The sequence below is a fragment of the Mesorhizobium sp. M4B.F.Ca.ET.214.01.1.1 genome, assembly GCF_004791545.1.
Classification (GTDB): Bacteria; Pseudomonadota; Alphaproteobacteria; order Rhizobiales; family Rhizobiaceae; genus Mesorhizobium; species Mesorhizobium abyssinicae.
In genome coordinates, this window is sequence record NZ_SRUX01000008.1 from 35,064 (window position 1) to 47,472 (window position 12,409).

12 protein-coding genes are annotated in these 12,409 nt (G+C 66.4%); 1 reads left to right on the top strand and 11 read right to left on the bottom strand.

All coding sequences use genetic code 11. The features are described 5' to 3' along the window. Window positions 1-45: 45 nt before the first annotated feature. From EN857_RS16925 to rsfS, 10 genes are all read right to left on the bottom strand, one after another. Window positions 46-1,302 (bottom strand): D-amino acid dehydrogenase, encoded by a 1,257-nt coding sequence (locus EN857_RS16925; RefSeq protein ID WP_127310258.1) that lies wholly within the window; start codon window positions 1,300-1,302, stop codon window positions 46-48. A gap of 22 nt (window positions 1,303-1,324) precedes the next feature. Then, window positions 1,325-1,858: a nucleoside-diphosphate kinase gene (locus tag EN857_RS16930; protein ID WP_127286147.1), complete on the bottom strand. Its 534-nt coding sequence runs from the start codon at window positions 1,856-1,858 to the stop codon at window positions 1,325-1,327. Then, entirely contained in the window at window positions 1,855-2,274 is a 420-nt protein-coding gene (rnk, locus tag EN857_RS16935) for a nucleoside diphosphate kinase regulator (protein ID WP_127286148.1), read from the bottom strand. The genes EN857_RS16930 and rnk overlap by 4 nt, the downstream gene beginning before the upstream one ends. A gap of 269 nt (window positions 2,275-2,543) precedes the next feature. Beyond that, window positions 2,544-3,638, bottom strand: coding sequence for an alanine racemase (gene alr / locus EN857_RS16940; RefSeq protein WP_127391010.1), 1,095 nt, complete (start codon window positions 3,636-3,638; stop codon window positions 2,544-2,546). A gap of 404 nt (window positions 3,639-4,042) precedes the next feature. After that, window positions 4,043-4,558 carry an RNA pyrophosphohydrolase gene (locus EN857_RS16945; RefSeq protein WP_127391009.1) on the bottom strand — a complete coding sequence of 172 codons (516 nt, stop codon included), beginning with the start codon at window positions 4,556-4,558 and terminating at the stop codon, window positions 4,043-4,045. A gap of 132 nt (window positions 4,559-4,690) precedes the next feature. Then, window positions 4,691-5,878, bottom strand: coding sequence for a divergent polysaccharide deacetylase family protein (locus EN857_RS16950; protein WP_127391008.1), 1,188 nt, complete (start codon window positions 5,876-5,878; stop codon window positions 4,691-4,693). Window positions 5,879-6,084: 206 nt separating this feature from the next. Next, a complete protein-coding gene (locus EN857_RS16955; protein WP_187331394.1) occupies window positions 6,085-7,410 on the bottom strand; it encodes a S41 family peptidase in 1,326 nt (441 codons plus the stop codon). 1 nt (window position 7,411) lies between these two features. Continuing rightward, window positions 7,412-8,767 carry a murein hydrolase activator EnvC gene (locus EN857_RS16960; protein ID WP_128345955.1) on the bottom strand — a complete coding sequence of 452 codons (1,356 nt, stop codon included), beginning with the start codon at window positions 8,765-8,767 and terminating at the stop codon, window positions 7,412-7,414. A 259-nt stretch (window positions 8,768-9,026) separates the two neighbouring features. Next, window positions 9,027-9,509 carry a 23S rRNA (pseudouridine(1915)-N(3))-methyltransferase RlmH gene (rlmH, locus tag EN857_RS16965; RefSeq protein WP_127284555.1) on the bottom strand — a complete coding sequence of 161 codons (483 nt, stop codon included), beginning with the start codon at window positions 9,507-9,509 and terminating at the stop codon, window positions 9,027-9,029. 69 nt (window positions 9,510-9,578) lie between these two features. Then, window positions 9,579-9,956 carry a ribosome silencing factor gene (rsfS, locus tag EN857_RS16970; protein WP_135858894.1) on the bottom strand — a complete coding sequence of 126 codons (378 nt, stop codon included), beginning with the start codon at window positions 9,954-9,956 and terminating at the stop codon, window positions 9,579-9,581. Window positions 9,957-10,199: 243 nt separating this feature from the next. Here rsfS and EN857_RS16975 point away from each other — a divergent pair, with 243 nt between their 5' ends. Next, window positions 10,200-11,057 carry a mechanosensitive ion channel family protein gene (locus EN857_RS16975; RefSeq protein ID WP_127310251.1) on the top strand — a complete coding sequence of 286 codons (858 nt, stop codon included), beginning with the start codon at window positions 10,200-10,202 and terminating at the stop codon, window positions 11,055-11,057. A 22-nt stretch (window positions 11,058-11,079) separates the two neighbouring features. On the opposite strand, the gene EN857_RS16980 is transcribed toward EN857_RS16975, so the two are convergent. Then, entirely contained in the window at window positions 11,080-12,369 is a 1,290-nt protein-coding gene (locus EN857_RS16980) for an MFS transporter (protein ID WP_135858899.1), read from the bottom strand. Window positions 12,370-12,409 lie beyond the last annotated feature (40 nt).

Consider the following 12,409-nt stretch of genomic DNA (forward strand, 5'->3'; position numbering starts at 1 on the left):
CAAAGCGCGCTGCGGTCCTGGGGACAACCTGAAGGAGCAGTTGCCCTACTTCAGGTAGCGTTCCGGCCCGAGGTCGTGGGCGTTGATCTCGGGCACCCGGCTGGAGATGATGTCTGCCAGCACCTTCGCCGAGCCGCAGGCCATGGTCCAGCCGAGCGTGCCGTGGCCGGTGTTGAGATAGAGGTTGGACAGCTCGCTGCGGCCGACCAGCGGCGGCCCGTCCGGCGTCATCGGCCGCAAGCCGCACCAGAAGGTTGCGGCCTTGAGATCGCCGCCGCCCGGGAAGAGATCGCCGACCGAATGCTCCAACGTGCGCCGGCGCGATTCGTGCAGCCTCATGTCGAAGCCTGAAATCTCCGCCGTGCCGCCGACGCGGATGCGGTCGCCGAGCCTGGTGATCGCCACCTTGTAGGTCTCGTCCATGACGGTCGAAACCGGCGCCGCCTCGGCATCCTTGATCGGCACAGTGATCGAATAGCCCTTGACCGGGTAGACCGGGATCGGCCGTTTCAGCCAGCGCATCGCCTGCGCCGAGTAGCTGCCCATCGCCATCACATAGGCATCCGCCGCCCTCCAGCCCGTGCTGGTATGCATGTTGTGGACGCGGTTGCGGCTGCGGATGATGCGCCTGATCAGGGTGTCGTATTCGAAGGTCACGCCGCGCGCCACGCAGAGCTCGGCCAGGCGGTCGGTGAACATCTTGCAGTCGCCGGTTTCGTCACCCGGCAGCCTGAGGCCGCCGACGAACTTGCCGCGCACGTTGGCCAGCGCCGGCTCGGCCGCGATGCAGCCTTCGGGATCGAGGACTTCATAGGGGACGCCGTATTTCTTCAGCACCTCGACATCGCCACCGGTGCCGTCGAGCTGCTTTTGCGTCCGGAAAAGCTGCAGCGTGCCCTTGGAACGCTCGTCATAGGCGATGCCGGTGGCCTGGCGCAGCGCCTTCAGCGTGTCGCGGCTGTATTCGGCAAGCGGCACCATGCGCGACTTGTTGAGCGCGTAGCGCTCGGCCGTGCAGTTGCGCAGCATCTTCAGCAGCCACGTCCACATATGCGGGTCGAAGGCCGGCCGCACCACCAGCGGACCATGCTTCATCAGCAGCCATTTGATCGCCTTCAGCGGAATGCCGGGGCCGGCCCAGGGCGAGGCATAGCCCGGCGAGACCTCGCCGGCATTGGCGAAGCTGGTTTCCAGCGCCGGACCTTTCTGGCGGTCGAACACCGTCACTTCGTGGCCGGCCTCGGCGAGGAAGTAGGCGGTGGTGACCCCGATCACGCCGCCGCCCAGCACGAAGATCTTCATCGCTTGCTCCCTCAAAGGCCGATCATGCCGCCGAAGGGCCCGGATCGTCTTCCTCTGTCTGCCGGATTTTGCCCGTCTCGCCAAGGGGCCTGCTGGTCGCTGAGGCGCTGTGGACAAGGGTCAGGCCCTGCGACAGACGTCCGCCGACGTTCCGAGCTGCTCGTCGCGCAGCCTCAGGCTGGTAAGGTACATCTTCGACCACAATCCGCTCGTTCCTGCCGTCGGGCCGTTCGACCAGTAGGCTCTGGCCTTTCCTCATGCCGAGTAGGCTGAGGCCCCGCCACGTGCTGACGGACAGGCCGGCCCCTATGGAAGCGAATGTTTCGCTCTGCACCAGCGTTCGCGTCTCCGCCGGGCCGCCATCTATGCAAAAAGTCACGCGGCTGGCCAACGTCGCCAAGTCGGGCCCGACCAGGTCGACCGGAACAATGCTGCTCTGCGAGAGCTTGCGCTCGAGCACTGGCACGATCGGATCGGCAAAGGCGCGCCTGCGCAACAGCATCACCTCAATCATCCCCAAATCCTTCGTCGTCACGCAGTAGATGGTCTTGGTCATGACGGCCTCCCGGACGGGAGTTGCTCGACAGCGTCGATTGTGCCCGACAGGACCCGGCCGTCACGGCTTTGCCAGTGCACCGACCCGCCGGCACGCGCTCCGATCAGCGCTGTTCCGAGCGGCGTCAGCACGGAAATGCGCTTCTCGGCGATGTCGGCTTCGCCGGGATAGACCAGCGTGACGCGTTGGCAACTTCCATCGCTGTTGCGCAAAGTCACTGTCGAGCCCATCCGCACTACATCTGCCGGCATGGCCGCCGCTGCCGCGACCCTGGCGCGGTCCATTTCCGCGAGCAGACCCTCGGCAATGTCGGGCGCTCGGTCGAGACAGGCTCTGGCTAGGCCGGTCAGCCTGTTGTGATCGGCGTCGCTGACGAGGAGCAGGTTTCGGTAACGTGATGGAGTTGTTGCAGGCATGGCAAACCTCATGGGCCCGGCGCACAGGACGACTGCGCTGGCGCCAAATCAGGGGCGGCGGACAAAGCCGGCAGCCGCACAAGGCCGGCCGGCTCAATGGCGATGTATGGAATTCAAATGCCCCGGTTCAGGCGGCCGCCAGCTTGGTGGCCGGGCCGGGGCTACGCTCCCGCGATGGGGCAGACCCTGAAAAAGGTTCTGGTATGGGCGAGGTTGCTCATCCCGGAACCCTTGCCGAGAAGCGCCTGCTTGTCAAGCAAGGCACTCGTTCAGCCGGTATAGCGCCGGTGAAAGCGCGGCCCGAGGCTGGTCAGGATCTCGTAGCCGATCGTGCCGGCATGGCCGGCTGCGGCGTCGACGCTTTGCGACGGTCCGAGCAGCTCGACCAGGTCGCCTGCGCCGAGCTTGCCCTGCGGCAGCGCGGAAATGTCGAGGATGATCGAATCCATCGACACCCGCCCGACAAAGGGCAGCCGCACGTTTTCGAACCAGGCGGCCGAGGCTGCGCGGCGATGCCAGCCATCGGCATAGCCGAGAGAGATCGTCGCCAGCCCGAGCGGATCCTCCGCGCGATAGGTGTGGCCGTAGCCGACGCCGGCACCTTTCTCGACGCTTCGCGTCTGTACCACCTTGGCCTGCAGCCGCACCACCGGCAGCATCGGATTCGGCTCCGCCGGCGTCGGATTGATGCCGTAGAGCGCCGCGCCGGGGCGCACGAGATCAAAATGGAAGGCCGGTCCGAGGAAGATGCCGGAGGAGTTGGCGAGCGACGCGGGCGCCTCGGGGAGCATCTTGCGCAGGCGCTCGAAGGCCAGCCACTGTCGCTCGTTGGCCGGATGCGCCGGCTCGTCGGCGCAGGCGAGATGGCTCATGACGAGGGTGACCGCGACGCCGTCGAAGGAAGTCGGCTCACGGCTCAGCGCCTCGACCTCCGCCGGCGACATGCCGAGCCTGGACATGCCGCTGTCGACCTGGATCGCAGCTGGCAGCTTGCGGCCGGCGGCCTGGCCGGCCTCACCCCAGGCCTTGAGCTGCGCGGCGCTGTTGATGACGGGAGCAAGTTCGGCTTCGACCGCCTCGTTTTCCGAGCCGGGCGGCAGCCCGTTCAGCACATAAATCGCCGGTCCGGGGCCGAGCGCCCGACGCAGCGCCACGCCTTCGGCGAGCAGCGCAACGAAAAAGCTCGTGCAGCCTTCCGCCGCCAGCGCCCGCGCCACTTCGGCGGCACCCAGCCCATAGCCGTCCGCCTTGACCACGCCGGCACATTGCGCGGCGCCGAGTCGCGCCTTCAGCCGCCGGTAGTTTTCCCTGATGGCGCCAAGATCGATGGTCAGGATCGCCCCGGCTGTGGCCTCGCTAGGCATGCAGCTACCCGCGTCAGGCGCTTGCGGCAAAGGCGCCTTGTCGCCGCTCATCGAGGCGACCGCGCCAGGGTTGCGCCTGTTGCGAAGACGCGCGATTGCCGACGCCGGCGCCGCCCCTCATCGCCCTGCCGGCCACTTCTCCCCGTATAGTGACGGGGAGAAGGGGCTGGCCGCAGCCTCGGTTGTCTTCCTGCAACGTTGGCGATTAGCGAAATCGGCGCCGACAGCTTCCCTCTCCCCGTCACTATACGGGGAGAGGATGCCGGCAGGCAGGTGAGGGGCAGCGCCGGCGCTCCTCTATGATGCTCTTGCCATGCATGGTTCATGTCAGCCTCTGGTACTTGCGGCGCACCGGCATCAATATCAAGAGTGCCCGATCCCGAACAGTGCGATCGAACGCGCCTCTACGGGACGAGATGCCGGAACGCCGCCACCACCTCTTCATAGACCTTGCGCTTGAACGGCACGATCAGCCCGGGCAGGTCCTGCATCGGCCGCCAAGCCCATTTGTCGAACTCGGCGGTGTGGCCGCCAGGCGGCGGGTTGATCTGGATTTCGCCGCTGTCGCCGTGGAAGCGATAGGCGAACCATTTCTGCGTCTGGCCGCGATAGCGCCCCTTGAAGGCAACGCCGACCAAGTGCGCCGGCAAATCGTAGTTGATCCATTCCGGCGCCTCGGCGAGCAGCGAGACCGAGCGCATGCCGGTTTCCTCGTAAAGTTCCCGTCCCGCCGCCTCGAACGGCTCCTCGCCCTTGTCGATGCCGCCTTGCGGCATCTGCCAGAGCTGCGTCGTGCCGGCGAACTCGCTGTCCGGCTCGGCAATGCGATGGCCGACCCAGACCAGCCCGTCGCCATTGAGGATCATCAGGCCGACGCAGGGACGGTAAGGCAGCGTTTCGGGATCGATATTCTTGGCCATCGTCGGACCTTCTGCGCTGCGGCGTGACGTCTGAGTAGTGAGTAGTGAGTAGTGAGTAGTGAGTAGTAAGTACCTATAGCTGGCAGAATCAGATCACGGCACCGAAACTATTCACTATTCACTATTCACTATTCACCCTTTTTGCGGATCGATGGCTACCGCCGAAATCGGCACGATCTCGATGCCGCGCTTCCTCGCCTCGGCCACCCAGGCCGAAACCGTATCGACGGTGAGATCGAAGGCCGAGCCGATGCCGACGGCAGTGCCCTTCGCCCGCGCGGTGGCTTCCAGCTCGTCCAGCTTCTTCAGGATCGCGCCACGATCCTGCACGGCGTCGATCGATGTGTCGCCGGCGACGAAGGGCACGCCGTCCTTCAGCGCCAGGTCGGGCGCCAGGCTGCGCGCCGACGAGCCGTCGTCGACATAGGCGAGACCCCTTTTGCCGAGCTCCGCCATGAAACTCGCCATCGCCCCTGGATCGGCCGAGAAGCGCGCGCCCATGTAATTCATGACGCCTGTATAGTTGGTCGTCCGCGACAGCGCCCAGTGCAGGTTCTTCAGGTTCTCGTCCGGGCTCGCCGCCACCGTCAGCGTGTTGCGGCCGGGATTGACGTTGGGGTAATCGAACGGCTCGAGCGGTATCTGCATGACGATCTCGTGCCCGCTCTGCCGCGCCGCCTGCATCCAGCGACCGATGCTGTTGCCTTGCGGAGCGAAGGCCAGCGTCACCTCGGCCGGCAATTTGGCGATCGCCGCCTGCGTGCCGGTCTGGGAGACGGCGAGCCCGCCGATGACGATCGCCACGCGCGCGCCCCGCGATCCCGACCACGGCCGCGCATAGACGTCGAACGGCCGCCTGCCGTCGGCGGCGCGGACCGGCAGCGGGCCGGTGTCGCTGGCTTCGATCAACGCCTTGTCAGGGATATGCGCGATCTTCAGGTTCTGGCCGATCGAGGAAGGATCGCGGATGACGATGGCCGCCTTGGGCGGGCCATCGCCTTCCTCGGTCTGGACATGGATGATCTGCGGTCCGCCGGTCTTGGGCGTTTCGACCTTGGGTGCTGCCGTCGCCGTCTCCGCGGCGGGTGCCGGGGCAGGCGTCGCGGCCGCGGCCGGCGTCACCTTCGGCGTCGACACCGCGACCTCTTGCGGCTTGCGGAACGGTTTTTCGCGCAAGGCGATCGCGCCGGAGACACCGATCACCGCAAGCACAGCGAGCGTCGCCGCGACCGCGCCGGTGCTGATGCCGCGCGAGGCAACGCGCTGCGGCCTGGGAGCCTGCCCGAGCGGTCGTTCTATGTCCTTGCCGATGTCCACCAAGCCGCAACCCCGAAGCGTTGGGACCGGCAGGTGGGCTCACCTCCCGGAACGCCACGCCAATCCAAGTCTCCTCGGCGCCTGCCACGCCTCGGGCGCGGCGCGCCGGCCGCGACCCCCCGAATCAAACTGCCGGAACCTCGCGGTCCCGGCAGCATCGCATTGCTTCGAACGGGCGGCCAGACCTCTCGGTCTGGTCCGCCGAATCCTTACTGGTTGAGCACGGCCTTCTGCGGATTCGGCGGGAACGCCGGATCGGTCTTCTGGCCGCGCAGGAGCTGCTCGGCGTAGATCAGCTGCAGGTCGTCCTTCGGATCCGGCGGCACATAGGCGGCCGAGCCGGAGCCGGTCGAGCTCTCGTCCGCGCCCTTGATATGGCCCTTGAGGTCCGATTCGCCGCGCGTCAGGTCCCTGCCCTGCAGGTCCGCCGGCAGCGGCTGCTCGACCTTGATGTCGGGCGTGATGCCCTTGCCCTGGATCGACTTGCCCGAAGGCGTGTAATAGAGCGCCGTCGTCAGCCGCAGCGCGCCATTCTCGCCGAGCGGGATGATGGTCTGCACCGAGCCCTTGCCGAAGGACTGGGTGCCCACCACGGTGGCGCGGCGCAGGTCCTGCAGCGCGCCGGCGACGATTTCCGACGCGCTCGCCGAACCGCCATTGACCAGCACGATCAGCGGCTTGCCGCCGATGTCGTCGCCCGCCCTCGCGTCGAAGCGGGTGACGTCCTTCGGATCGCGGCCGCGCGTCGAGACGATCTCGCCGCGGTCGAGGAAGGCATCCGACACGCTCACCGCCTGGTCGAGCAGGCCGCCCGGATTGAGGCGCAGATCGAGCACATAGCCCTTGAGCTTGTCGGCCGGCACTTGCTTCTTGATGGTGTCGATGGCGTTCTCGAGATCGTCGTAGGTCTTCTCGGTGAACGAGGTGATCTTCATGTAGCCGACGTCGTTCTCGACGCGGAACTTGACCGCCTTGACCTTGATGATGTCGCGCACCACCGTCAGCTCGATCGGCTTGTCGGCGCCCTGGCGCAGGATGGTCAGCTTGATCGGCGTGTTGACCGGTCCGCGCATCTTCTCGACGGCGTCGTTGAGGGTCAGGCCGCGCACCTCCTCGCCGTCGATCTTGGCGATGTAGTCGCCGGCCAGCACGCCCGCCTTGGCGGCCGGCGTGTCGTCGATCGGCGTGATCACCTTGACCAGGTCGTTCTCCATGGTGACCTCGATGCCGAGGCCGCCGAACTCGCCCTTGGTCTGCACGCGCATGTCCTGCGCCTGCTCGGCGTTCATGTAGGACGAGTGCGGATCGAGCGAGGCCAGCATGCCGTTGATGGCGTTCTCGACCAGCGACTTGTCGTCCGGCGGCGTCACATACTGCGCCCGCACGCGCTCGAAAATGTCGCCGAAGATCGCCAGTTGCTTGTAGGTCTCGGAGCCCGCAGCGTTCGCCGTCGAGCCTGGCGCGCCGTAGACCAGGCTCATCGCTGACGCGCCCATCAGCGCGCCGGCGAACAGAAGCGAAAGTTTCCGCATCATTTCACGTCCTTCCAGAAAAACGGTCCGCCCACCATGGGGTCGGATCGACGGGTTTTCCATCCTTGCGGAACTCGACATAGAGCTCCGGCGTGGCATTTCCATTCTGCGAGGCCGAGGTGCTCGCCACCCGGGCCTCTCCCATCGCGCCGACCGGTTCTCCTGCGAGCACCGACTGGCCAGTCGCGACACTGATTCTGCTCATCCCAGCCAGGACGACATGATACCCGTCGCCGGCATTGAGGATCAAGAGTTGACCATAAGAGCGAAACGGCCCCGCATAAAGCACATTTCCATCCGCCGGCGCGGTGACGATGGCTCCCGATTGTGTCGCAACCATGTCCCCTTGCATCACCGCGCCGTTACCGTCATCGGCGCCGAAGCGCCGCTTGATCTTGCCGGTCACCGGCAGCGCGATCTGTCCCTGCAGCGCCGAGAACGGTGCCGCGGCCGTGAGCCGGTTGCCTTCCGGCACCGGCAGCGCGGCCAATTCCGCCGGCGCCGGCGTCTTGCCGTCTCCTCCCGGAGCCTGGTCGCCATCGGCCGATTTGCGCTCGGCCGCCTTGGCCTGGTCTGTCGCCCTGCGCGCCTTGTCGGCCTCCAGCGAGGCGATCAGTTCCTTGAGGCTGCCCGCCCTGGCGGCCAGTACCTGTGAGCGCTGCTTCTCGGCGGCGATCTCCGTCTCGGTGTCGGCCTGAAGCTTCTGCTTGGCCTCGAGCAGCATACTCAGCCGCTTCTTTTCCGCCGCCTGTTCGCCGACCGCCGTCGTCAGCCTGGCCCGCTCCGCCTCGATCGAGGTCGTCACCCGCGTCTGTTCCTTGAGGTCGGCGAGCAGCACCTCGGTCTGCTGGCGCAATTCCGGCACCACCGCGCCGAGCAGGATGGCGCTACGCACCGACGACAGCGCGTCCTCCGGCTTGACCAGGATCGCCGGCGGCGGATTGAGGCCCATGCGTTGCAACGCGCCCAGCACTTCGGCCAGCACGTCGCGCCGCGCCGCCAGGGAGGCACGTATCTTCTGCTCTTCCGCTTTCAGGCCTTCCAGCTTGGCGCCGATGTCCTCGATGTCCTGGCCGAGCTTCTGCTCGGTCATCGCCGACTGGATCAACGCCGCGGTAATCGAGGCATGGTCCTTTTTGACCGCCGCAATGTCGGCGGCGAGCTTGGCCAGCCGCTCGGACGAGAGCGTGATTTCCTTCGAGACCTGTTCGTATTCGGCCCGGCTCCGGTCGGGATCGGGCGCTGGATCAAGGGTGTTTTCCGCCGCCAGCGCCGGACGGAACGCAATCAGCGCGGCGACAAATGTCAGGCCGCAGCGGCTGCGCCAGGCGCGCGTTCTCGAATTCCAGCCTTCAGACATCAGGCCCAGACTCTATCCGCCGCTTCGTTAACGAACCATCAACCATGATGGAGAACCCACAACTACCGTGATGTCGGGCCATTGAGGCGGAAATTCGGAGAACTACGCATCTTCCGATCGCGCTTCCAGGGTCCTCAGGTCCTCGGCCAGGCGTACAGGCACGTCCATCCGATCATGCAGGATGGCTCATGACGCCGATCCGGCCGCCGGAAAGCTTGGGCCGAGCGTGCTGACCCTGGCGTGTCCTTTGGCCGCGACATCAGGAGCGATGGTAGGGGTGTCCAGCAAGAATCGTCGCGGCCCGGTAGAGCTGCTCGCCCAGCATCACCCGCACCAGCTGATGCGGCCAGGTCAGCGCGCCGAACGAGACCACCAGATCTGCCTGGTCGCGCAGCGACTGGTCGTGGCCGTCGGCGCCGCCGATGGCGATCACCAGCGCCTTTCGGCCGCTGTCGCGCAGCAGGCCGAGGCGGCCGGCGAATTCCTCGGAGGAGAAGCTCCTGCCGCGCTCGTCGAGCAGGATCAGCGCCGTGCCTTGCTGCAGCATCGTCTGCAGCTTCTGGCCTTCCTCGCGCCGGCGCTCGTTGGCGGTCTGGGCGCGGCCTTCGGCAATCTCGACGAGGCCGGCATATTCCAGCCCCACCGCCGGGCCGCTCCTAGCGAAGCGCTCGAAATAGCGGTCGGCGAGTTCTCTCTCGGGGCCGGCTTTCATCCGGCCCACGGCATGAACGGTGATCTTCATCCTTGCCTCGAAGAGCCGCTAGTGCATGTCACCCAGGGATTCGGGGACACGCACCCCAACGGTTACGGCTCAGTGAAGGGTCTCTTCCTCGAGGTCCGGCGCCTGCCACATCTTTTCGAGATTGTAGAATTCGCGGACTTCGGGACGGAAGACATGGACGATGATGTCGCCCGAATCGATCAGGACCCAGTCGGCGCTGGCCAGCCCCTCGACGCGCGCCATGCCGAGGCCGGCATCCTTGAGCGCCTTGAGGAGATGATCGGCGACAGCCGAGACATGACGGTGCGATCGGCCCGACGCTACGACCATGTAGTCGCCGAGGCTCGATTTCCCCTGGATCTCGATTGAGACGATGTTTTCGGCCTTGGAGTCTTCCAGACTGGCAAGGACTGTCTTGATGGCGCGGGACACGGCGTCATTTCCGCTGATCCCGGCCGGCGAAGGCACGATGTCGGCCTTCTTCCGCAGTGCTGTTCTCAGTGTCTTTCCTTTCGCAGCAAGAACAACCAAATCACCCGTGAAATCAGGTGACACCACTTAGATAGGCAGAGTTCCGTTGCAGTTTCAAGACGGTGGCCCCGCGCTCGCCAACGCGACCCCCTCCGCTTGGTTCCGCAAAGCGGGAAAAAAGTCGGGAACCCATGGCGTCCACATGGGTTATCGGCTCGCCCACCAACCGGATTTCCCACCATGCCGATCGATCCCCAGGACACGCTCCTCTCCGTGCAGGCTGGCCTCGCGCAACTCAGCAGCCTGATCGTCTCCTACTCCTTCTCGGCCGTCGGCGCCGTCATCTTGCTGGTCGTCGGCTATCTCGTCGCCGGCCTTGCCGAGCGCTCGATCTTCGCCGGCCTCGGTCACATCCACGGCTTCGACGCGACGCTGCGCCATTTCTTCTCGAAGATCGTCCGCTACGCCATCCTGATCCTCGTCGTGATCATGGTGCTCGGCCAGTTCGGCGTGCAGACCGCCTCGATCATCGCCGCCATCGGCGCCATCGGCCTCGCCATCGGCCTGGCGCTGCAGGGCACGCTGCAGAACATCGCCGCCGGCATCATGCTGCTTGCGCTGAGACCGTTTCGCATCGGCGAGTATGTCGAGGTCGGCCCCATTTCCGGCACCATCGAGGAGATCGGCCTGTTCGCGACCCGGCTGCGGACGGTCGACGGCGTCTATGTGCTGGCGCCCAATTCGACGCTGTGGAACCAGCCGGTGCGCAACTATACGCGCAACGGCGTCCGCCGCGGCGACGTCACGCTGACCATCGGCTCCTGGAACGACATCGACCTCGCGCAAAAGACGATGCTCGCCGTCGCCGCCACCGAGCGGCGCGTCAGGCGCGAGCCGGCGCCGATCGCCTTCGTCGCCACGGTCGGCGACAGCGGCGTCGCCATCAGCCTGCGCTACTGGACTTCGTCCGCCGATTTCTTCGCCACCCAGATCGATCTCACCAAACGCGCCAAGCAGGCCTTCGACACCGAAGGCATTTCCGTCCCGGTGCCGCCGCCGGAAGCATCGCACCAGGAACCGCCCTCAACCAGGCAGTAGCGCAAGCTGTCGACAACGCGCCTCAATTGCCGGGGCGAGGCTGCTCGTCCGGCGCGAAGGCAAGCTCCACCGGCAGCGGCGCCTGCGCGCACATCGGCGCGAAGCTGCCTGTCGCGGTGGCTGGGACCGGCCGTGCCGCCAGCACCCGCCACGACACGAACAGGCAAAACGCCGAGGCGATGACAATCCCGACATAGATGAACGTCCCGGTGCCATAGACCGCGGAAAGCCCTGTCACGATGCCCGGCACCACAAACCCCGCCAGCGACCATGCAAACAGCATCGAGCTCGACAGGGCGAGCAGATCGTCCTTGCCGGCGCGGTCGGCGGCATGCGCGCTGGACAGCGAATAGATCGATTCCGACGCGCCATCCCAGATCAGATAGACCACGAGCAGAACGGCCAGCGCGCCGCCGTCGAAGGCGATGGCGAGCAGGCTGGCAACGAGGGCAAGCAGTGCCGCGCCGATCAGCACATAGCGCCGGTCGGTCCGGTCCGAGATCCAGCCGAGCGGTATCTGCAGGATCAGCGTGCCGACCGGCATCGCCGACAGCAGCAGCGCCACATCCGCCTGGCTGTAGCCCTTGGCGGTGGCATGGATCGGCGCGAAACCGGAAATGATCATCGACAGGCCGCCGACGGCGAGCATGCCCGCCACCCCGACCGGCGAGATCCGCCAGGCGCGGCCGAGCGCCACCGAGGCCGCCTGCGGCGGCGGCGGCTGCGCCAGCCGCGTCATGCCGACCGGCAGGATCGACAGCGCCGTGAAGGTGATGCCGATCAGCGGCGCTGCCGCGGTGCGGATGTCGATGGCGGCGAGCGTCGCATAGCCGACGCCGAGGCCGGCGACATAGGCGACGTAGAACACCGCCATGACGCGGCCGCGTATGGCATTGGGGACGGCATCGTTCAGCCAGCTCTGGGCGACGATGAACAGACCGCAAATGGCAAAGCCGTAAAGCGCGCGCGCCGCGATCCAGATAAGCGGGATCGGGCCAGCGCCGATCGCCGCGTTGGAGAGCGCGATCAGCGCCGAAAGCACCATGAACGCGCGGGCGTGACCAACTCTCCGGACGAGAGGCCCGGTCAGGATGCAGCCGGCGAGCCCACCGGCCGAAAGCCCGGTGACGATCAGCCCGGCCCAGGTCGGATCGAAGCCGTCGGCGCCGAGCCGCACCGGGATGAAGGCGAACATCAGCCCGTTGCCGATCGCGATCAGCGCCATCGACGCCACGACGCTGGCAATGGCGATCAGCGGCGCCGGCTGGTTGCCGTCATCTGGCTCGATGGTGGTGCGGTTCTTCTCCAGCATTCACGCAGCATCGCCGACCTGCCGGCGAAAGGCCGCCGCA